General features: G+C 61.4%; 14 protein-coding genes. 9 read left to right on the forward strand and 5 right to left on the reverse strand.

Annotation, left to right across the window (positions count from 1 at the left end):
* The first annotated feature begins 206 nt into the window (after nucleotides 1-206).
* The 4 genes from FYK55_RS28875 (at nucleotide 207) to FYK55_RS01315 (ending at nucleotide 5,247) form a co-directional block, all read left to right on the forward strand.
* Complete coding sequence (locus FYK55_RS28875; RefSeq protein WP_161604242.1) at nucleotides 207-674, forward strand: Crp/Fnr family transcriptional regulator; 468 nt, start codon at nucleotides 207-209, stop codon at nucleotides 672-674.
* Nucleotides 671-1,816 (forward strand): 4Fe-4S dicluster domain-containing protein, encoded by a 1,146-nt coding sequence (locus FYK55_RS01305; protein ID WP_150074191.1) that lies wholly within the window; start codon nucleotides 671-673, stop codon nucleotides 1,814-1,816. Before FYK55_RS28875 ends, FYK55_RS01305 begins: the two co-directional genes overlap by 4 nt.
* Nucleotides 1,800-4,598 carry a cation-translocating P-type ATPase gene (locus tag FYK55_RS01310; RefSeq protein WP_150074192.1) on the forward strand — a complete coding sequence of 933 codons (2,799 nt, stop codon included), beginning with the start codon at nucleotides 1,800-1,802 and terminating at the stop codon, nucleotides 4,596-4,598. The genes FYK55_RS01305 and FYK55_RS01310 overlap by 17 nt, the downstream gene beginning before the upstream one ends.
* A 64-nt stretch (nucleotides 4,599-4,662) precedes the next feature.
* Nucleotides 4,663-5,247, forward strand: a complete 585-nt coding sequence (locus tag FYK55_RS01315; RefSeq protein WP_150074193.1) for a hypothetical protein — start codon at nucleotides 4,663-4,665, stop codon at nucleotides 5,245-5,247.
* Between the two features lie 69 nt (nucleotides 5,248-5,316).
* On the opposite strand, the gene FYK55_RS01320 is transcribed toward FYK55_RS01315, so the two are convergent.
* Both FYK55_RS01320 and FYK55_RS01325 read right to left on the reverse strand, forming a co-directional pair.
* Nucleotides 5,317-6,351 carry a zinc-dependent alcohol dehydrogenase family protein gene (locus FYK55_RS01320; protein WP_235908330.1) on the reverse strand — a complete coding sequence of 345 codons (1,035 nt, stop codon included), beginning with the start codon at nucleotides 6,349-6,351 and terminating at the stop codon, nucleotides 5,317-5,319.
* The gene (locus FYK55_RS01325; protein ID WP_150074195.1) at nucleotides 6,318-7,358 is read right to left on the reverse strand and encodes a DNA polymerase III; all 1,041 of its coding nucleotides are present in this window, start codon (nucleotides 7,356-7,358) and stop codon (nucleotides 6,318-6,320) included. The genes FYK55_RS01320 and FYK55_RS01325 overlap by 34 nt, the downstream gene beginning before the upstream one ends.
* Before the next feature lie 410 nt (nucleotides 7,359-7,768).
* On the opposite strand from FYK55_RS01325, the gene ppsA reads away from it, so the two are divergent.
* Nucleotides 7,769-10,180, forward strand: coding sequence for a phosphoenolpyruvate synthase (gene ppsA / locus FYK55_RS01330; RefSeq protein WP_150074196.1), 2,412 nt, complete (start codon nucleotides 7,769-7,771; stop codon nucleotides 10,178-10,180).
* A gap of 147 nt (nucleotides 10,181-10,327) precedes the next feature.
* Here ppsA and pgi read toward each other — a convergent pair whose 3' ends face one another.
* A complete protein-coding gene (pgi, locus tag FYK55_RS01335; RefSeq protein WP_150074197.1) occupies nucleotides 10,328-11,953 on the reverse strand; it encodes a glucose-6-phosphate isomerase in 1,626 nt (541 codons plus the stop codon).
* A gap of 870 nt (nucleotides 11,954-12,823) precedes the next feature.
* Here pgi and FYK55_RS01340 point away from each other — a divergent pair.
* The 4 genes from FYK55_RS01340 to FYK55_RS01355 all read left to right on the forward strand — a co-directional run bounded on the left by FYK55_RS01340 (nucleotide 12,824) and on the right by FYK55_RS01355 (nucleotide 18,697).
* Nucleotides 12,824-15,217, forward strand: coding sequence for a PSD1 and planctomycete cytochrome C domain-containing protein (locus FYK55_RS01340; protein WP_150074198.1), 2,394 nt, complete (start codon nucleotides 12,824-12,826; stop codon nucleotides 15,215-15,217).
* A gap of 63 nt (nucleotides 15,218-15,280) precedes the next feature.
* Nucleotides 15,281-16,726, forward strand: a complete 1,446-nt coding sequence (locus FYK55_RS01345) for a DUF1501 domain-containing protein (protein WP_150074199.1) — start codon at nucleotides 15,281-15,283, stop codon at nucleotides 16,724-16,726.
* Nucleotides 16,727-16,907: 181 nt separating this feature from the next.
* Nucleotides 16,908-17,222 carry a 50S ribosomal protein L21 gene (rplU, locus tag FYK55_RS01350; protein WP_150074200.1) on the forward strand — a complete coding sequence of 105 codons (315 nt, stop codon included), beginning with the start codon at nucleotides 16,908-16,910 and terminating at the stop codon, nucleotides 17,220-17,222.
* Between the two features lie 467 nt (nucleotides 17,223-17,689).
* Nucleotides 17,690-18,697 (forward strand): serine/threonine protein kinase, encoded by a 1,008-nt coding sequence (locus FYK55_RS01355; RefSeq protein WP_150074201.1) that lies wholly within the window; start codon nucleotides 17,690-17,692, stop codon nucleotides 18,695-18,697.
* 58 nt (nucleotides 18,698-18,755) lie between these two features.
* Here FYK55_RS01355 and FYK55_RS01360 read toward each other — a convergent pair whose 3' ends face one another.
* Nucleotides 18,756-19,232 carry a 6-pyruvoyl trahydropterin synthase family protein gene (locus FYK55_RS01360; RefSeq protein ID WP_150074202.1) on the reverse strand — a complete coding sequence of 159 codons (477 nt, stop codon included), beginning with the start codon at nucleotides 19,230-19,232 and terminating at the stop codon, nucleotides 18,756-18,758.
* 580 nt (nucleotides 19,233-19,812) lie between these two features.
* Entirely contained in the window at nucleotides 19,813-20,943 is a 1,131-nt protein-coding gene (locus FYK55_RS01365; protein ID WP_150074203.1) for a 3-oxoacyl-ACP synthase III, read from the reverse strand.
* Nucleotides 20,944-21,486 lie beyond the last annotated feature (543 nt).

Raw genomic sequence — 21,486 nt, forward strand, 5'->3', positions numbered from 1 at the left:
GGGAATTGGCTTGGCATTCGCTTTGCCCTACCGCCCTGGAGATCGTGCCCGTTTATTCGCCCTCCCTCCGTCAGGGTCGCGGATGCGAACAGGCTTGCGACCACGCGGGAGGCGCACGACGGAGAGCTGAAGAACGACGCCGAGAACCAACGCCTGAAGATCAAGCGACCGGAGACCGGGAGCCCACAACCTCACCGACCGAATCAATGATTGACGAAGCCCTGGCAGCGGTGGGTCTGACGGCGAATCTGGACGCCCCGTCCGCCGATGCCATTCGAACCTTGGCGTCATTCGTCGCCTGGCCCGAACAGGAGATCCTGTTTCGCGAAGGCGAAGTGCATCGCCGGTTGTACTGGGTTCATCTGGGCCGCATTCGTTTGGAAATGTCCGGGGCGCACGCCGGCAGCAAAGCGATTTTGACGGTCGGCCCGGGAGACATCCTGGCCTGGTCGACGTTGCTGGGCGACGGTCGCATGACGACCAGCGCCGTCCCGATGACGGCCACCACCTTGCTGGCCTTCGATGCTGAGTCGTTGCGGCAGCTTTGCGAATCAAACCACGACGTCGGCTACCGCGTGATGACGACGGTTGCCGCATCAATCTCCAAACGGCTGCTTGCCACCCGCTTGCAGTTGTTGGACCTGTTTCATCACCCGCCCGGTGCGCCCCGATGAGCCAAGCATCCACGACGGAGACATCCTGGCTGCCGCGAGATCAATTTCAACGATTGATCGATGTCTTGCAAAACGACGGGTACGAAGTGATCGGACCGGTCGTGCGCAACGCCGCGATTGTTTATGACCGGATCGATTCGGTTGACCAGTTGCCGGCCGGTTGGAGCGACCGACAACAACCGGCAACGTATCGAATCGAACCGACGGGGCATTCCCGATGGTTTCATTTCAATGCCGGTCCGGATTCGTGGAAAAAGTTTCTGTTCCCGTCACGACAATCGCTCGGCGGGGCGCGTCTGACCAACGACGGGTGGCAGTTTGAATCGCCGCCCAGCGAGCCTGAGGTGAAGTACGCGTTCTTGGGCGTGCGGGCCTGTGATTTGGCCGCGATCAAGATCCAGGATCGCGTGTTCCTGTCCGACCAGTTCACCGACCCGGTGTACGCCCGACTGCGACAGTCGGCCTTGATCATCGCCGTGGAGTGTTCGACCGCTGCCCCCACCTGCTTCTGCACTTCGATGGACACCGGACCGGAATGCGGCGGCGGATTCGACCTCGCCTTGACGGAAACCGAGACGGGGTTTTGCGTTCGCTCCGGCAGCCAGGCCGGAACGGAGTTGGTCGCGGCACTGCGACTGCAACCGGCCGACGACGCATCGCAGCAGCAGGCCAGTCAGCAAACGGCCGCCGTCCGTCAAAGCGTCACGAAACAATTGGATACACAAGACATTCATGATCTGTTGCTCGACCACTTGGAGCATCCGCGTTGGGATGACGTGGCCCAACGCTGTTTGTCTTGTGCCAATTGCACGTTGGTCTGCCCGACGTGCTTCTGTTCGACCGTTGAGGAAGTCAGTGATTTGGATCGAACGGACGTCTCCCGGATCCGTCAGTGGGACTCCTGTTTCAACCCCGAATTCGGCTACACCGCCAGCGGAACGGTTCGCCAGTCGACCCGCAGCCGCTACCGTCAGTGGCTGACGCACAAGCTGGCGACCTGGCACGACCAATTCGGCACGTCGGGATGTGTCGGTTGTGGACGCTGCATCACTTGGTGTCCGGTCGGCATCGATCTGGTCGAGGAGGTCGCCGCGATTCGCCACAGCGTGCAAGGGGCTGGAGGCGATGACGCATCAAACTGAAACGCCGCGCTCGATCCCGTCGAACGAGGCTCAGGGGAAGGTTTCTAAACAGCCTTGGGCCTCCCTTACGGTCGATGAGGTGCTCAAACGCCTGGAGACCGACGCCAACGACGGTCTGACGTCCGATCAGGTTCGGCAACGCAGCCGTCGCTATGGCGCCAACACCTTGCAGACATCCGACGGACCAACCTGGCCGCAAGTTTTGGCGCGCCAATTCTTTGATGCTCTGATCCTGATCCTGTTGATCGCGGCGGGCATTTCGCTGGCCATTGGTGAATGGACCGACGCCGTCACCATCCTGGCGATCGTGTTGCTGAACGGATTGTTGGGCTTCTTTCAAGAATGGAAGGCCGAACGGGCGCTGGCTGACCTCCGCAACTTGTTGCAGCCGACTTGTCAGGTGGTCCGTGACGGCGAAGAACAAACCATTGAAGCGTCGGGACTGGTCCCGGGCGATCTGGTTCGAATCGTCACCGGCAGCCGCATTCCGGCGGACGTGCGACTGACCCGGACGTTGAACCTGGCGATCGATGAATCTGCATTGACCGGCGAATCGGTTTCCTCGCCGAAACGCGCCGATGCGGTACCGCCCGAGACGCCGCTGGCCGAACGTGCGTCGATGGTTTGGATGGGGACGGCCGCCACCGCCGGTCGCGGCGACGGCGTGGTCGTCAACATTGGTGCGGAGACCGAGTTTGGCCGGATCGCTGCCTTGACCGAATCGATCGATCGAGACACGACTCCGTTGCAGCGGAAACTGGGCCGGTTGGGAAAGCAGCTGGGAATCATCGCGATTCTGGTGTCGTTGTCGGTCGGCGTGGCCGGATACTGGGCGGGACAGCAGCCGCCGATGGAGATGTTTCTGACCGCCATTTCATTGGCCGTCGCCGTGGTTCCCGAGGGATTGCCGGCCGTCGTGACGCTGACCTTGGCACTGGGCGTTCGCGAAATGGTCCGTCGCAAGGCCTTGTTGAGGCGGTTGAGGGCGGCCGAGGGTCTGGGAGCGGCGACCGTCGTGTGCACCGACAAAACCGGAACGCTGACGCAGAACGAAATGACGGTGCGGCAGATCTGGTTGAGCGCCGGCGCGGTTGATGTGACCGGAGTCGGCTACGACCCGGCCGGGCACTTTGAAAGCGGCGGACAACGGGTGGATTATCGCGACCGCGGTGATCTGCTTTTGCTGTTGGAAGCGGGCTTGCATTGCAACCATGCCGCCCTGGTTCATGACGCGGCAGGATGGCACGGGCGGGGCGAGCCGACCGAAGGTGCGTTGGTGGTCGGGGCCTACAAGGCCTGGCTGGAACCGCCCGCGTCGGTTGCACCGGTGGCCGAGTTCTCCTTCTCGTCCGATCGCAAACGGATGACCGTGGTGGAACATGCTCGCGACGGTTTGCTGGCCTACGTCAAAGGAGCCCCGGAAATCATCCTGGAACGCTGCGTCCAGATCCGCGACGGAGATCAGACGCGGCCGATGGAGGAAGCGGATGAGCGACGTGCCCGGCAGGCGTTCTCCCAGATGGCCGCGCAGGGGTTGCGGACGTTGGCCATCGCCCAGCGTCCGCTGTCGCGGGATCAATCCCTGGACGAAGATCAGGTCGAACAGCAACTGGAACTGCTGGGGATCGTCGGCATGATGGATCCGCCACGCGTTTCCGTTCCGCAAGCCATCCAGGTCGCCGGCCAGGCGGGCATTCGCGTGCTGATGATCACCGGCGACTCCGCAGTGACGGCAACGGCAATCGCCCGCCAAATCGGATTGCGCGTCGACCGCGCGATCACGGGCCAGGAATTGAACGCTCTGTCCGATGACGAACTGGCCCGCTCGGTTCGCGAGCGGGTCTTGTTCGCCCGCACCACGCCCGAACACAAGTTGCGCATCGTCACGGCGTTGCAGAGTCAGGGAGAAATCGTCGGCATGACCGGCGATGGCGTCAACGACGCGCCGGCACTGAAAAAAGCGGACATCGGGATCGCGATGGGCAAACGTGGCACCGATGTTGCCAAGGGCGTTTCCGATATCGTGCTGACCGATGACAACTTCAGCTCCATCGTCGGAGCAATCGAAGAAGGGCGGCGTCAGTACGACAACATTCAAAAGTTCGTACGCTACCTGTTGTCCTCCAACACCGGCGAAGTGGTCGCCATCTTTTGCAACATCCTGATCGGCGGTCCGTTGATCTTTCTGCCGGTCCAGATTCTCTGGATGAACCTGGTGACCGACGGCATGACCGCCGTGGCGTTGGGCTTGGAGCCGGCTGAAAAATCTGTCATGCAGCGTCCGCCGCGACGACCGTCCGAACCCGTTCTGGATGCGCGCGGCTTCGCGATGATCCTGGCGCTGGGCAGCTACATCGGACTGGCTTCCTTGTGGCTCTTTCACGACTACCTTTCCAGCGGCGATCCGGTCAAGGTTGCCGCCGCCCAGACCGCCGCGTTCACGTGCATCGTGTTGATTGAGAAAGCCAACGTCCTGAATTTCCGGTCCCTTCGATCGCCCCTGCACCACGTCGGGTTCTTTAGCAATCCCTGGGTCCTGGCCGCGCTGGCGCTGACGATTTCGTTGCAGGTGGCTGCGGTGTACGTTCCGGTGCTGCAAAATGCGCTTCGGACCGTTCCACTGGATGCTGAAACTTGGGGTCGAATGGTGGTGTTGGTGTTGCCCGTGTTTGTCATCCCCGAACTGTGCAAATGGTTGTGGAGCCTGTTTCGACATGTGCCGGACGCTTCCACCGCCGATCAACATTCAAGCATCGCCGTGACGGAATCCGTTTCCAGCTGAGCTCAAGCAATACTGCCGTTTCCTATTTCCTGTCCTTTGTTAACTCCCCCCAACGATCCCTGCCATGAAGAATTCCGATCCCGTTGACCCGCATTCCAAGGTTGCTTCGGAGCACTATTTCGACCAATTGGAAGACATCCTGGTCCAGACCATGCATCGTGAGGCGGCCAGCGATGAAGGCCGTCGTGAACTGATCCGCAGCACCGGAATCGATGACCCGACGCTGATTGATGAACTAGGACGCTTGGGCGTGACGGCGGACGGCGTGCTCGCCCTGCGTCTGTTCCCGCTGGTCCTGGTGGCCTGGGCGGAAGGACACGCCGATCATGGCGAACACGACGCCGTGTTTGCCGAGGCACGGAAAATCGGGATCCAAGAAGAATCGGCAGCCGATGTGTTGCTGGAAAACTGGCTCCGTAAACGCCCCGGCGGCATGGGGATCGATGCCTGGAAACGCTACACGCACGGCGTGTTCAGCAAGATGACCCGCCAAGCGGCAGAAAAACTGATCGAACTCACTGAGCAAGAGATGATCGCCGTGGCGAAGGCGACCGGCGGCCACATGTGGTTCGGGAAGATCTCCAAAAAAGAGCGTCTGATGATCGATCGCCTGGTCGCGGTCATGAAGCAGCAGGCGTCGATCAAGTGAATCGCGAGACCCGGTCCGTCGCGAGACCCAGTCCATCGCGAAGTTGGCTGAGCGTGCTCAATCCCTCGCTCAGATCTCCAGCACCTTCGCCCCGCGGACGTTGCCGTTGCGCAGATCGCACAGCGCCCGATTCGCTTGCTCCAGCGGATAGGTTTGCGTGGTCGGATGGATCGGGATCTCTGCCGCCAATGGCAGAAAGGCGGCGATGTCGTGGTGGGTCAGATTGGCGACCGACTTAATTTCCCGTTCCATCCACAGGTGTTTGTGGTAGCTCAGTTGCATCAATTCGGATTGGTCACCGGCTTCTTTGCGGATCGCATTGATGACCAACCGGCCGCCGGGGGCAAGCTTCTCCAGCGACTGCACGACCGGTTTCCAGACCGGCGTCGTGTCGATAATGGCCGCCAACGGTTGCGGCGGGCTCGAGCTGATTCCGCCGGACCAGTCGGCACCCAATTCGGTCGCGAATGCTTGCACCTCTTCGCCGCGGGTGAAGACATAAACCGGGCTGTTGGGATACTGGTGCTTGCATAGCTGCAACACCAGATGCCCCGATCCGCCGAACCCCATCAGCCCCAGAGGCGCGCCGTCGTGCAGTCCCGTCAATGAGAGGGCGCGATAGCCGATGGCGCCGGCGCACATCAGGGGTGCCGATTCGACATCGCCCAGCGCCGCGGGAATTGGCACCGCATACGCGGCCGGTACCGTCATGTATTCGGCGTACCCGCCATCGACATCGCAGCCGGTCGCGGTGAACTCCGGCGACAAGTTTTCCTGCGCGCCGCCGCAGGAATGGTGGATCCAGCCGACGCCCGCGCGATCTCCGGCGGCGAACCGATTGACGCCCGGCCCCAAGGTTTCCACCCGCCCGACGACCTCATGTCCGGGAACCACCGGAAGCTTGCACGGAAGCCGACCTTCTATTTCATCCAGCTCCGTGTGGCAGACGCCGCAGGCCGTGACCCGCAGCAGGATTTCGCCTTCCCGTGGCTCGGGAATCGGAAGGTCCACCAGACGCAGCGGTTGTTCACATTCGGCAAGTGAGCCCGTCTTCTCCAGCCGCATCGCTCTCATCGGTTCTCCCGTCGGTAATGGTGCAGGCAATCGTCTTCGCGTCCCCGCACAATCCGGCACCCTTTCAACGGACCGAACTGTGACGTGATCACGGTCCACCGCCCATCGGATTGATGGTCATCGCGGTAGATCACGACCCAATCGTGCGTCGTGTTCAACTCGTGAGCTCGAGCGGTGTTAGAAAACATCGCGGTGTAGTGTCGGCCGTCGCGCTCCGTGTGCAAAATCGGAAGCCAGGCCGCCGCAGCCGGATTGAATCGCCGCGGGGCGATCTTCGGAAGCCGCCCTTCCGCCGCACGCCGCCGGTACTCTTCGTCCACGGACAACAATTCCGTGACCGGAATCTGGCGGTTCTGTTCGCTTTGAGGCGGGTTGCGGTGAGACGCCGCCGGCGGCCGAACCTCGGATCGGATCTTCCCGGCCAGATAGTCTCGAATCGCCAGGACACGTTTGCGGCCGATCCCCGGAACGCTGTTCAAACGTCCGTCGCGGGCGGCCGCGTAGAGCTCCGGAAGCGTTTCCAAATGCAACGCGTCGTAGATCCGGTGCGACAGTTCGGGACCCAGCGTCGGTATCATCGCAAACAACCGCTCCGCATTCTCTTCCCCCCGCAAGCGGTCCAGCAGGGGAAGGTGCCCGGTTCGGAGGTACTGTTCAATCAGCGTGGCGATGGAGCGACCGATCGTGGGCAACGCTTCCAACGCCGGCGTGCCGCCCGCAGCTTCGATCTCGCGAACCGGCGTGCGAAGTTCTTGCAGGGTTGCGGCCGCGTTGCGATAAGCGCGAACGCGAAACTCACCGGCGTGTTGCTCCTCCAATAGCCGGGCGATTTCCAGCAGCAACTGTGATAGGGCCGCATTCTCCGAAAGCGTCCCCTCGGTCGCATCGGCCGAGGAGTGTTGGTTCCGGGGTATGTCTGCCGTCGCCGGCGACAAGCGTGCCGCCCCGGAAGACTCTGGGTCCGATTCGGCAGTTGTTCGCAAGTCTGACGTCGCGAACAGACTGGGTTGGGGAGTTCCAGAATCGGGAGCGTTCATTGCAGGCGAATTCCTTGGGTAGCGGATGCCGACACCCCGTCGCCGGGATCACCGATGCCGACAACCTCCACGCGGAAACGGTCGTGTCGCCGCGCCGGGCAAACCGATGCGAGCAGAATCGATGCAAGTTTTATGCCTGACTCGGGGGCTTGGGGAACGCTCCGTCGAGCAGAATCGAAACATCAACCGCCGCCGATCCGTCGGAGGAGTGGCGTTGAACGTGGGAATGACGCACGCCGGTGTGTGACAGGAGTGGAGCGTCTGAATTGGACGGTGTGCGAATGGGCGCTGTTTTCGTTGCGGCCAAGGGAGAAACCCAGGCCAGCGGGCGGAACGCGCTCATTGGTACGACCGTTGCGTCACCGCCGACGTGTTCGTTCGGGTTCCACGCATTCTTCGCCGAGTCGACTATGAATACTGCAACATCGGTCGCGACCGAGTACATCCGTTGGTTTGACCAGATTGGAATGGACGACGTCGGTATCGTCGGCGGCAAGAATGCATCGTTGGGAGAAATGTATCGCCAGTTGACGCCGCGCGGCGTTCTGATCCCGCCGGGGTTCGCGACCACGTCGGCCGCCTACCGTGTGTTTCTGGATGACACCGGTCTGGGCGCGAAGATCACCCAGATCCTCAGCGGAATGAATGTCGACGACATCGGCAGCCTGCAGCATCACGGGGCGTTGATCCGCCACATGATCTTGGAGACCCCGATTCCGGACGAGATCTCCCATGCCATCGTGGAGTCCTACCATGAACTTTGCAAGCAGCGCGGCTCGGTCGCCGACGTCGCCGTGCGGAGCAGCGCGACGGCTGAGGACTTGCCCGATGCAAGTTTTGCCGGGCAACAGGAAACCTACCTGAATGTTCGTGGCCAGGCGTCGCTGTTGGATGCCTGTCGCAGGTGTTTCGCATCGCTATTCACCGATCGCGCGATGTCTTATCGCGTCCATCACGGCTTTGATCACATGCAGGTGGCGCTATCGATCGGAATCCAGCAGATGGTTCGCTCCGACCTGGCTTCCTCGGGAGTGATGTTTTCGATCGATACCGAATCCGGATTCAAGGATGCCGTGTTGATCAATGCCGCCTACGGGCTCGGGGAAAACGTGGTGCAGGGCAGCGTCAATCCGGACGAGTATTACGTCTTCAAGCCCACGCTGAAGGAAGGCTTTCGTCCGATCCTGAAAAAGACATTGGGCGGGAAAGAGCTGCAGATGGTCTATGACGTCGGCGGCAGCAAGATGACCAAGAACGTCCCGGTGGCAAAAGACCGCGCCGAACGTTTCGCATTGGAAGACGACGACATTCTGCAATTGGCCCGCTGGGCGTGCGTGATCGAAGACCACTACAGCGAGCTGCGCGGCGGGTTCTGTCCGATGGACATGGAATGGGCCAAGGATGGACAAACGGGAAAACTGTACATCGTCCAGGCGCGACCGGAGACGGTGCAATCGCGTGCCGCGGCCACCACGTTGCAACGCTACCATCTGAAATCGAAATCCAAATGCTTGCTGACCGGGCGTTCGGTCGGTGAAAAGATCGCCTCCGGCCCGGTCCGATTGATCCGCGACGTGCACGCGTTGGGCGATTTTCAAACGGGCGAGATCCTGGTGACCGACAAGACCGATCCGGATTGGGAACCGGTGATGAAGCGGGCCGCGGGGATCATCACCAACCGCGGCGGCAGGACTTGCCACGCGGCCATCGTCAGCCGCGAGTTGGGATTGCCGGCGATCGTGGGAACGGTCGAGGGCACACGCGTTCTGGAGGACGGCCAACAGGTCACGATCAGTTGTGCCGAGGGCGACACGGGCAGTGTCTACGAGGGCGCCCTGGAGTTCGAGGTGGAACAGATCGATCTGGCCGGTTTGCAGCGGCCGCGCACCAAGATGATGATGAATGTCGCTTCTCCGGAGGAAGCCTTCGCGTTGTCCGGATTGCCCAACGACGGCATCGGGCTCGCACGCGAAGAGTTCATCATCACCAATTTCGTGCGGGTGCACCCCAAAGCGTTGTTGGATTTCGAAACACTGGATCAGTCCACGCGCCAGGCGATCGAGAACGTCACCAAGGGGTATGACGACAAGCCGCAGTTCTTTGTCGATCGACTGGCCGAGGGCGTCGCGATGATCGCGGCAGCGTTCTATCCGAAAGACGTGATCCTGCGGTTCAGCGATTTCAAAACCAACGAGTACGCCCACCTGGTCGGCGGAGCTGCCTACGAACCGATCGAAGAAAACCCGATGATCGGATACCGAGGTGCCTCAAGGTATTACCATCCCGATTACAGCGAGGCATTCGGGCTGGAATGTCGCGCCGTGGATAAGGTTCGCAGCGTGATGGGGCTGAAGAACTTGAAGGTCATGATCCCGTTCTGTCGCACCGTCGAAGAAGGCAAACGCGTGCAGAGCGAAATGGCCAAGCACGGTTTGCGGCGCGGCGAAGACGGGTTGCAGGTGTACGTCATGTGCGAATTGCCAAGCAACGTGTTCCTGGCCGATCAATTCGCGGAGATCTTCGACGGGTTCTCGATCGGATCCAACGATCTGACTCAGCTGATCCTGGGGGTCGACCGTGATTCCGAAATCGTCGCTCACGTGTTTGACGAACGCAACGAAGCCGTCCAACGCGCGATCGCCTCGGTGATCAAGACGGCCAAAGAAAAGCACGTCAAGATTGGCATCTGCGGACAAGCCCCCAGCGACTATCCGGAGTTTGCCGAGTTCCTGGTGCGACAGGGGATCGATAGCATGTCGCTGACGCCCGACGCGATCCTGAAAACGACGATGCGTGTGTTGGAAGCCGAGTCGGATTCGTGAGGGCCGTTGGGTCTCTTTCGACCAAGCATCTCGATTTAGAGAGAGCCGAAGTGGACAGCCAACTTGAGTGAGCTGCGTGGCGCCAGCCGCGGGTTGCTTCGCTTCAACCGGCGGCCAGCGTCTTGCCGCTCATTGCACCGCCACCCGCTAAGCCTTCAGCGACCGGTAGCGGCGGATCAAACCGTTGGTGGAACTGTCGTGCTGCAATTCGCCGTCATCGGATTGCAGTTCCGGAACGATCCGTTTAGCCAGCACCTTGCCCAGTTCCACGCCCCACTGATCGAACGGATTGATCTGCCAGATCACGCCTTGAGTGAACACGCTGTGCTCGTACAGCGCGACCAGCTTGCCAAGCACCGCCGGCGTCAGTTCCTCGATCAGCAACGTGTTGGAGGGGCGGTTGCCCTCAAACACACGGTGCGGCGCCAGCGCTTCGGATGTTCCTTCGTCCAACACTTGCTGGCGGGTTTTGCCCATCGCCAACGCTTCTCCCTGGGCGAACACGTTGGCGTTCAGTTTGTCGTGATGATCCCCGATCGGGTTGAGCGACTTGGCAAAGGCGATGAAGTCGCACGGGATCAGATGCGTCCCTTGGTGAATCAACTGGTAGAACGAGTGTTGGCCGTTCGTTCCGGGTTCGCCCCAAAAGATCGGGCTGGTGTCGTAGTTGACCCGGTCGCCAGCCAGAGTGACGGATTTCCCGTTGCTCTCCATGGTCAGCTGTTGCAGGTACGCCGGGAACCGTTTCAGGTACTGGTCGTAGGGCAGGACCGCAACGGTTTGCGATCCGAAGAAATTGACGTACCAGACGTTCAGCAGGCCCATGATGACCGGCAAGTTGCGAGCCAAGGGGGCGGAGCGAAAGTGAACGTCCATCGCGTGGAAGCCCGCCAACATCTCGCGGAACCTTTCCGGCGAGATCGCCAACATGGTCGACAGTCCGATCGCGGAATCCATCGAGTAGCGTCCGCCGACCCAATCCCAAAAACCGAACATGTTGTCGGTGTCGATTCCGAACGCCGCGACTTCCTCCGCATTGGTGGATAGCGCCACGAAATGCTTGGCGACCGCGCTGTCGTCCGCACCGAGCCCCTCCAACAGCCAGGCTCGCGCGGTGCGAGCGTTGGTCATCGTTTCTTGCGTCGTGAACGTCTTCGAAGCGATGATGAACAGCGTTTCGGCAGGATCCAGGTCCCGCGTCGCTTCGGCGAAATCGGTGCCGTCGACGTTGGACACGAAACGAAACGTCAGGTCGCGGTTGCTGTAGTGACGCAGGGCTTCGTAAGCCATGACCGGTCCCAGGTCCGAGCCGCCGATGCCGACGTTGACGATGTTGCGGATCCGCTTGCCGGTGTGCCCGGTCCATTCGCCCGACGTCAACCGATCGCTGAACCGAGTCATCTTGTCCAGCACCGCGTGCACTTCCGGGACCACGTTCTGGCCATCGAATTCGATTTTCGCGTCGCGCGGGGCTCGAAGTGCGGTGTGCAGGACCGCCCGCTGCTCGGTGGTGTTGATCTTTTGGCCGGTCATCATCGCTTCAATGCGATCTTTCAGCCCGGCGGTTTCAGCCAGTTCGACCAGCAGGGACAGCGTTTCGGAATCGATACGATTTTTGGAATAATCCAGGAAGATCCCTTCGGCCTCGACGGAAAGCGCTTCGCCACGCCCGGGGTCGGCGGCGAACAAGTCGCGCAGGTGTCGGTCCTTGATCTGGTTGTGGTGCGCGGCAAGCTTTTTCCAGGCCGGCTCGGTCGTCAAACTGGCGGTCATGTTGTTCAATCGGGTTCAGGCGGGGGGCGAATGGTTGAAGAGTAGAACAGCGTCACTTTGAAGTGGAAAGCTTGCCGATGACGGATTCAATGTAGCTGCCGTCGCCAGACGGCGGCTGTGCCGATCTCCACGCGCGGCGGCTTTGCCGAGATCTCCACACGCTGGCAGCGTGGCGATCGCGGAGGTGTTGGCGCGGGCAGTTTACCAACTGTTTTCCATTTTTCGCGACCGGGGCGCGGAAGCCTCCGCCCGCACAGCGATTCAGATACCCGCCCAGCGATCCAGATTCTCGCCCAGCGCTGCAGATCCTTTCCCGCCGACGACCCAAAAGGTGTCCAGCTGACAACGTGTTGCCGATTTCCGACCGGTGTTTGAAAACGCCCCGGGAGCGTCCGCAGTGATCGCGGAGGGCCAAAGATGCGGGCAGACTCCCTCTTTTCCGGTACGGGATCGATGCCAGCCGAATTCTGCCGATGTCCGCTGCGCCCGGGGAAGACAGTCGTCCCGACGACGGGGCACTTTCGGCAAATGTTTTACTGCGATGCCGCGACGGGTTAGAATAATGAATGACCCACGGTGCTCAATTGTGCCCCTTCCCCATCATCGGTCCCACAACGAGTTGGCCCGTGATCGGTCGTCCAGATGCCGGATGTCCCGCTGAAAGTCGTTCAGCTTGATACGGTTGTGGCGGCTGCCAGCTATCTCGCGTGACCGACCAAAGCGTCCACCCGGGACTTGATCTCGGCTCCGGATGCGTTTCCGGGTCGGTAGGGTGTTCCGGGCGCGCCATGCGTGATCCTCAGGTCCCCTCCCCCTCTGTTCGGTCTGGCCGACCGTTCGACCGCCAACGAGAATCCCGAAGAGTCCTTCGTGAAATATTCTGCCTTGTGTTTGATCCCCAGCCTGGTCGTCGCACTCGCCGCTCCGACCTCCGCTGCCGAGGATCCGCTTTCGTTCAATCGTGACGTGCGTCCGATCTTGTCGGACAAATGCTTTTTTTGCCACGGCCCCGATGACAATCATCGTGAAGCCGGATTGCGGCTGGATCAGGAGGAATCCGCGCTCGAGTACGCGATCATTCCGGGCGAGGCCGATGACAGTGAGGTCATGATGCGGATCACCGAATCGGATCCTGATCTGCGGATGCCGCCGCCGGAAACCGGAAAGAAGATCACGGAGGAGGAACGGGAGATCCTGCGCCGCTGGATCAACCAGGGTGCGCCCTACGAAGCCTACTGGGCCTACGTCGATCCCAAGCAAATTGACGTTCCGGCCGCCGGCGAATTGCCCGAGGGCGTCCAGCCCGCCGCCGGTCCGATCGACCGGCTGGTGCGATCTGCGTTGGACCCGCAGGGACTTCCCCCGTCGCCGCCCGCCAGCCGACGCAATCAGTTGCGGCGTCTGTACCTGGACCTGACCGGGCTGCCGCCCACGTACCAGCAGATCCAAGCGTTTCGGAACGATCCCCGGCCGGACGCGTATCAACGCCGCGTCGATGCGTTGCTGGCGTCGCCCAGTTTCGGGGAACGATTCGCCCAGTATTGGTTGGACCTGGTCCGATTTGCCGACACCGTCGGGTACCACGGCGATCAAGTGCACCAGATCGCGCCCTACCGCGACTACGTGATCAATTCGATCAACGACGACAAGCCGTTGGATCAATTCAGCCGGGAACAGTTGGCCGGCGATCTGATGGAAGATCCGACGGTCGAGCAGCGTATCGCCAGCGGCTACAACCGCCTGTTACAGACGACGCACGAGGGCGGGCTGCAACCGAAAGAGTACCGAGCGATTTACGCCGCCGATCGCGTCCGCAATTTCTCAGCCGTGTGGATGGCCGCGACCGTGGGTTGCGCCCAATGTCACGACCACAAGTACGATCCCTACACCTCGGCGGACTTCTATTCGCTGTCGGCATTCTTTGCGGACATCGACGACGAGAAACACTTCAGCAACGGCACCAACGCCTTACCGACTCGACGTGAGCCCGAGTTGGATGTGCTCAACCGGACCGACCGTTTGCGTTTGCAGGACCTCCAGGCGGAACTGGACGCGGCCAGCGAATCCGGCGACCAGGATCGGGTGGCGGAATTGGAAAAGGCGCGCGAGCAAATCAAGGCCCGCACGCAGCGAACGATGATCACCAAGGCGACCGAGCCGCGAACGGTTCGCTTGTTGGCTCGAGGAAACTGGATGGACGAAAGCGGACCGGTCATGGAGCCGGCAATACCCGGTTTTCTGGGGGACGTTCACGACGCGTTGGAATTGGATCCGGAGCGTCGCGCCAACCGATTGGATTTGGCAAACTGGTTGTTCGATGTCGACCGCGGCGTCGGAGGATTGACCGCCAGGGTGTTTGCCAACCGCTTGTGGTACTTGTACACCGGCCGCGGAATCAGCCCGACGTTGGGCGATTTCGGTGGCCAGGGCAGTCCGCCGACCAATCCCGAGTTGCTGGATTATTTGGCCAACCGACTGCTCGATAGCGGTTGGAATCTGAAGGCAACGGTCCGTGAGATCGTGACCAGCGAAACGTACCGCCAGCAGCCTTCGATCGATGCGGAACGACGGCAGAAAGATCCGTACAACGATCTGACGTCGGGCCAATCGGGGCATCGTTTGCCTGCCGAGACGGTGCGTGATTCGGTGTTGGAGATGTCAGGGCTGCTGGACCATCAGGTCGGGGGCCCAAGCGTCAAGCCGTATCAACCGCAAGGCTATTACCGGCACCTGAATTTTCCGACGCGCCGATACCAGGCAGACTCCGGACAGAACCAGTGGAGGCGGGGCGTCTACACGCACTGGCAACGGCAATTCCTGCACCCCATGCTCAAAGCCCTGGACGCCCCCAGTCGCGAAGAGTGCACCGCGGTTCGGCCACGCAGCAACACGCCGCTGGAAGCACTGGTGCTGCTGAACGACCCGACCTTCGTGACCGCGGCCAAAGCGTTTGCGGCCCGAATCTTGCGTCAGACTGGCGGTGACTTCACCGATCCCACCCAGCATGCCAATCGGATTCATTCGGCCATGCGGATCGCGATCGGACGCCAAGCCGATCCAAAGGAAATGGAAGTCCTGTTGGCCCTGCTGCACCGCGAGACCGAGCGGTTTTCGGCCGACGACGACGCGGCGCGGGTTTTTCTGGAGGTCCCCGACGATGTCCGGATCGTCTGGCCCGACCAGGCGTCACCGGTTCAACGCGCGGCCTGGACCAGCGTGGCCCGGGCGATCATGAATCTGCATGAGACGCTGTACCGTCCTTGATCGATCCGCTTCCCGCCGCATGACTTACTCTCTTTCACTTTCCGAATCTGTCACCGACCGCTCATGAACTTTCTGAACCGACGAACGTTTCTTTCCCAGGGCGGTGTGTCCATCGGATCCGCGGCGCTGACGAATCTGTTGGCCCGCGACGGCGCCGCCGCGACCGCCTCCCCGGCGCGCCAGCCCGCATCGGCACCGGGGCTGCCTCCCGGGACTACCGGTTTGCCGGAGCTGCCCCAACGCATCAAACGGGTGATTTTTCTGTGCATGGCCGGTGGGCCGTCGCACCTGGAAACCTTTGACCAAAAACCGGAACTGGAGCGGCTGCACGGTCAGCCCATGCCGGCTTCATTCACCGAAGGCCAGCCGATCGCCCAGTTGGCCGGCCAGGCATTGAAGGTCCAGGGGCCGATGACCACCTTTCGTCGCGTGGGAACGAACGGCCAGACCATCAGCGACTTCCTGCCCTACCACCAGAAGATGGCCGACGACATCTGCATCGTGAAGTCGATGGTCACCGAGCAGATCAATCACGATCCGGCCCATACCTTCATGAACACCGGAACCGCAATCAGCGGTCGACCGTCGATGGGCAGCTGGGTCACCTACGGGCTCGGCAGCGAAAGCGACAACCTGCCCGGTTTCGTGGTGATGACCAGCATCGGCGGACGCAACCCCCAGCCGATCGCATCGCGGCAATGGTCGTCCGGGTTTTTGCCCAGCCGATACCAGGGCGTCGAATTCAACAGCACCGGCCAACCGGTGCACTACGTCAATCCGCCACCGGGCGTCGGCCAGCTGGGCCAACGTCGTCTGGTCGATGCGATCGCCGAAATCAATCAGCATCGCTACCAGCAGTATCCCGATCCGGAGATCGAGACACGTTTGTCCGCCTACGAGATCGCGTTTCGGATGCAGACATCCGTCCCCGAATTGGTTGACATGTCCGATGAACCGCAACACATCCTGGACATGTACGGGGCTAAGCCCGGGGACGGATCTTACGCCAGCAATTGTTTGTTGGCCCGGCGATTGGCCGAACGCGGCGTGCGTTTCATCCAGCTGTATCACCGTGGTTGGGATCACCACGGCGGGCTGGAGAAGTACATGGACATCTGCTGTGGCCTGACCGATCAAGCAACCTGGGCGCTGATCCAGGATCTCAAGCAACGTGGGATGCTCGACGAGACCTTGGTGATCTGGGGCGGCGAGTTCGGACGCACCCCGATGTTCCAAGGCAAAGGCGGTCCGGGACGCGACCACCACATCAAAGGGTTCTCCATGTGGATGGCCGGCGGCGGCATCCGCAACGGGATCAGCTACGGTGCGACCGACGAGTTGGGGTACAACGCCGTTGAGGACGTCGTCCACGTCCGCGACTTGCACGCCACGATGCTGCACCTGCTTGGGATTCGGCACGAGCACTTCAGTGTCCCATTCCAAGGTTTGGACATGCGGCTGACCGGTGTGGAGAAGGCCAGAGTGGTCGACGGAATCCTGGACGGCTGAGCCGATCACGGGGGCTTGCGTGACCGTCCGGCCAGCCCCGTCGGTCGGGGGTGCCGGTGCCGCCGTGGAGACCCGCTGGAGGCGAGTTTTTGCCCTGTTTTTTGCCCTATACGTCCGGCGCGCCGGCCGATACACTCTGGGGCCCGATTTTGAAGACTCTTACAGAAACTGACTCGAAGCTATGTACGCCATTATCGTTGACGGTGGTCGCCAGTACCGCGTGGAACCCGGGATGGAAGTTGACCTGGATTACCGTGAAACGCCGTCTGGAGAAAGCCTGACGTTTGAAAAAGTATTGGCGGTCCAGGGCGACGACGGTTTGAAATTGGGCAGCCCCACGGTCGAAGGTGCCAGCGTCACCGCTTCGGTACTCGGCCCCAAGCAGGGCAAGAAGCTGTACGTGCAAAAGTTCCGTCGCCGCAAGCACAGCAAGAGCCGCACCGGGCATCGCCAGCTGTTCACGCGCGTCAAGATCACCGACATCGCCGGCGTCTAATTCCGCCGCATATCGTCCCCCTGGTTCCAAGGCTCCCGCCTTGGAACCCGCTGTCTCGCAGGCTCCGCCTGCCCGGGTGCCAGATTCTTGGTCAGGTGCTCCGCAGAGCCGAACTTAGAGCAGCACGACTCTGCCGGGATGCAAAGCGCCGGCCCGCAGTCTCAGGTTGTCCCCAGAGCCGAAGGCTCGACAGCACGCTAACAGGGACACAATTCCCCGCCTCCCAGTCTCTGGTTGTCCCTAGAGCCGAAGGCTCGATAGCTCCCTGCCGGGGACGCAAGTCCCCGGTTCGCAGCTCCCACCTCTCCTCAGAGCCAAAGGCTCGACAGCAACTAGACCGGGACGCAATTCCCCGCTCCAAACCCCTGTCACACTGAATCGGCTTCTCGGTTTACAATGCGGGCCAGCCAACGACCGACTGCAAATTTTTGCACGGCCGCACCGCCTAACGTCCAGGAGCCTGTTCCATGCCATCAAACCAGCTCTCCGACTACGAGCTGGGGGATGTCTTGGGTGTCGGCACCGTGGGCACCATCTATCTGGCCCAGGAAAAAAAGTCGGGTCAGACCGTCGCGCTCAAGAAGCTGCACCCGCGTGTCTGTCAAAACACCCTGATCCGCGCCCGTTTTCGTCGCGAAATGACGATTTTGGAGCGTCTGCGTCACCCCAACGTCGTGTCGTACCTGGGCGGGGGACGCGATGACCTGGTGCTTTTCTATGCGATGGAAGTGGTTCCCGGTGGGACCGTCGATGACCTCATCAACTTCGGCGGCCCGTTGCACTGGACCGCCGTGGTGGAAATCACGCGGCAAGTTTGCAGTGCCCTGCAATTTGTCCACAACCACGGCATCGTGCATCGCGACCTGAAGCCCAGCAATCTGTTTCTGACCCGCGGCGGCGAAGTCAAGTTGGGAGATTTTGGCATCGCCCGTGATTTGGCTGCCGGCGACCTGACCGCCAGCGGCATCACTGTGGGGACCCACGCCTACATGGCGCCCGAGCAGATTGTGGGGGACCATTCCGTGTCCGGCAAAGTCGACTTGTACGCGCTCGGATGTTGCATGTTCGAGATGCTGACGGCGCGGAAGGTGTTTACCGGCGAGAATTATGCGCAGCTGTTTGACCAGCACCTCAAGCAGCCGCCGCCCTCGGTTCGCGACTACGTCGACTGTCCCCAGGAGCTGGACGAAATCATTCAGCAGTTGTTGGCGAAGAATGCTCAGGATCGTCCCTTCAACGCCCGCCAGGTGCAGGCCGTGATGTTGAAGATTGCCCAGGATGCGACGCCGGACTCCGAGCAAACGGATCCGACCAGCCACGTGTTCGTCGCCGGTCGCGAAGAGTTGGTGGCGCGGATTCGGCGGCGGATGGAGCCCAAGATTCGGCAAGTCGACACGCGGCGACTGGCCATCATCATGGGGGCCGTCGTGGCGATCATTGTGCTTCTGGTCGCGATCTCATCGATGGCCCAGTAATCGGAGGCACAGTAGCCAGACGGCGGCGCGTGATCCGCCGGTCGACATCGGTCAGCGATCAGGCTTCTGCGGACAGGGCCGAGTAGGCGACGGTTTCGTCCGACGCCGGATCGAGTGCGGCTTCCGCGAAAGACTCTTCGGTTTCCCAGATTCGAACGCGGCTGGCGAACGCTCCCGTGCCCTCCAAGACCTGCGGGCACATCTCCTCCAGCAGGTACTTGGCCATGTTCTCGGCGGTCGGGTTGTAGGGCATCACGAACATCCGCATCGGTTTGACCATCTCCAGGGCCTGCCGAGCGTTGGTGTCCTGGTCGTAGATCAGGAAACTGTGGTCCCAGTTTTCGTCGATCCAGCCTTTGACCCGCTTTTTCAGCTCTGAAAAGTCGATGATCCGGCCGACGTCGTCCTGCTCGCGGCCCTGAACGAAGAAATCGGCGACGTAGTTGTGACCGTGGAAGTGCTCGCACTTTCCGCCGTGGCCGTGCAGCCGATGCCCGGCGCAAAACTTGATGCGACGCATGATGGTCAATGACATGAGAGCTTCTCAAAACGGGGTAGGAACGAACCTCCAACAGTATGAAACGCGGGCAAGCCGCTGGAAACCGCCCGCCTGGCGGCCAAAAGCCACCTTTCGCCCCGCGAAAGGGGACAGAGCACCAACCGCAGAAACCAAAGCCATCAATTCTTGCCGGTCCGCCAAAGTCGCCTTTCGCTCCGCGAAAGTTGCGTCCGCACGCTGGGGGACAGAGCACCAATCGGGGACAGAGCACCGGAATTAATCGAGAGCCGAAGGCTTGGCAGCCCCCTGCCGCGGACAAAGTCCCCAGTCTCAGCTTTCCTCGAGGACCGCAAGGCTGAAAGCCCGACAGTTTGCGGACCAAATCGGGGACAGAGCACCAACCGCAGAAACCAAAGCCATCAATTCTTGCCGGTCCGCCAAAGTCGCCTTTCGCTCCGCGAAAGTCGCGTCCCCACGCTGGGGACAGAGCACTGCGAGAAGCGTCCCCACGCTGGTGACAGGACACTCCGAACGCCCAGGGCCAAACCCTCGTCGATCCCTTGCCGCCCGCCACCAGTCCCCGCATCCAATTTCCAGCAACCACGCCGGCGGCCGGTTAGCTGCTCGCATTTGCTCCCGTCGAGACCCCTTCGGCCGTCGTGCCACCGGCGATCTGGTCGATGTTGCCCGCGATCACGGTTTCGCCCCAGCGGGTCGCCAGCATGACGCTGTTGATTCCCGATCCGATTCCCAGCATCGCCACCTGGTGCCCGGGTTGCAGAACGCCCGACTGTGCCGCCGAGGCGACGGTTAGCGGGAGGGCAACCGAGCCGGTGTTGCCCAGCCGGGGAAACGAGACGCTGTCGGATTCCGGCGGAAGCTGCATCGCCGAAAGCATTGCGGATCGGTGCCGCGAACCGACTTGGTGACACACGGACCGGTCGATGGACTCGCGACGCCAACCGCTTTCCCGTAACAGCTTCTCAAAGGCCGCGACGCCGGTGGCGATGCCTTCGGCCATCAACGTTTCCGAATCGGTTTCCATCAACGGCTGCATCGCCGCCCCGGCCGAATCGCTGTCGCTGACACACAGATCGTGGTAGCGGGTTCGTGCCTCCGCGATACCGGTTTCAATCACGCTGGCCGCCGGCGCATGCCGCCGATGAGCCAGTAACCAGGCGCAGCTGCCCGACCCGATCGTCAGTGACGCGAACGCCCCCTTGATGTCTTTGCGTGCTAGCGACGTGTCGGCATTGAGCGCCGCAATCGTCGACTCCAGAAGCATTCGGCTGTTCTCGGTACCGACAACGATTCCGGCTTCGATCGCCCCGGATTCAATCATCATTGCAATCTGCACCGCGCCGTTGATCAGGCCCAGGCAGGCGTTGGACACGTCGTACACCCAGCAGTCACTGGACAGACCGATCCCGTGGTGAACCCGAGACGCGGTTGCCGGTTCCAGGAAGTCACGGCAGACGCTGGCGTGGATCAGACAGCCGATCTGGGCCGGGTCGATCCCGGCCGCCTCGACAGCCAGCTTTCCGGCCTGGATGCTCGGACCACTGGGCACCGTTCCGACCGGCCAGACACGGCGTTGGGCGATGCCCGACATCAGCTCCAGCCGTCCTTCGGGAAGCTTCAGCCGTTGGTACAGCGGCTGCAACCGTTGCTCCAAATCGTCGCTGGACCAGACTTCTTCGGGAAGCAAAGCGCCGATCGATGCCAGGTGGACGTTCTCGAATTTCACTCTTTTGCCTCGGAGCAAAACGGTTGGGCGGGCGTGGCGGCCGAAGTCGACCGAATGGGCTGCGGATCCAGCCCGCAAACGTGCATTTCACCCAGGGCGGCAGGGCACTGCAACCGGACAGCACCGCCGACCGAGAAAGGTTTTCCCCGTTCAGAGCCGCCACCCTCCGGGCCAGATGTGCATCGGCGGACACGCTTGCACACGGCAATTCACGCCGATTTTTGGCCGCTTAGCATCCCGGATGATTGGCGATCAGCCGGCACAGTTTGCCTATTGCTGGCAAAAAACGGCCTTGCTAGCACTGCTGGTCGTGCTAGCAGACGCGAATCTGGACAAGATGTAGAGTTCGTTTGGAATCGGTGAAATCCGTCGGTAATTTCCCGCCACCTTAGGGATCCGCGGTCGTCGCGTGATTCCGTCCGGCACCGCACATTCGAAGCGCGGTCGAATTTCAGGGACGAACCATGACCCATTCCACGACGGAAAGGTGTTCTTATTTTCGCCGGTGTCTTTCTTGGCACGGCGTTGCCCCCTGTGTTCTGA

The sequence above is a fragment of the Roseiconus nitratireducens genome (assembly GCF_008629675.1).
GTDB classification, from domain to species: Bacteria; Planctomycetota; Planctomycetia; order Pirellulales; family Pirellulaceae; genus Stieleria; species Stieleria nitratireducens.

Excerpts from the sequence above, each read along its gene's own strand:
- FYK55_RS01355 (WP_150074201.1), top strand. The coding sequence starts at position 17,690 with ATGCCATCAAACCAGCTCTCCGACTACGAGCTGGGGGATGTCTTGGGT.
- FYK55_RS01315 (WP_150074193.1), top strand. The coding sequence starts at position 4,663 with ATGAAGAATTCCGATCCCGTTGACCCGCATTCCAAGGTTGCTTCGGAG.
- FYK55_RS01305 (WP_150074191.1), top strand. The coding sequence starts at position 671 with ATGAGCCAAGCATCCACGACGGAGACATCCTGGCTGCCGCGAGATCAA.
- rplU (WP_150074200.1), top strand. The coding sequence starts at position 16,908 with ATGTACGCCATTATCGTTGACGGTGGTCGCCAGTACCGCGTGGAACCC.
- FYK55_RS28875 (WP_161604242.1), top strand. The coding sequence starts at position 207 with ATGATTGACGAAGCCCTGGCAGCGGTGGGTCTGACGGCGAATCTGGAC.
- pgi (WP_150074197.1), bottom strand. The coding sequence starts at position 11,953 with ATGACCGCCAGTTTGACGACCGAGCCGGCCTGGAAAAAGCTTGCCGCG.
- FYK55_RS01325 (WP_150074195.1), bottom strand. The coding sequence starts at position 7,358 with ATGAACGCTCCCGATTCTGGAACTCCCCAACCCAGTCTGTTCGCGACG.
- ppsA (WP_150074196.1), top strand. The coding sequence starts at position 7,769 with ATGAATACTGCAACATCGGTCGCGACCGAGTACATCCGTTGGTTTGAC.
- FYK55_RS01360 (WP_150074202.1), bottom strand. The coding sequence starts at position 19,232 with ATGTCATTGACCATCATGCGTCGCATCAAGTTTTGCGCCGGGCATCGG.
- FYK55_RS01310 (WP_150074192.1), top strand. The coding sequence starts at position 1,800 with ATGACGCATCAAACTGAAACGCCGCGCTCGATCCCGTCGAACGAGGCT.
- FYK55_RS01345 (WP_150074199.1), top strand. The coding sequence starts at position 15,281 with ATGAACTTTCTGAACCGACGAACGTTTCTTTCCCAGGGCGGTGTGTCC.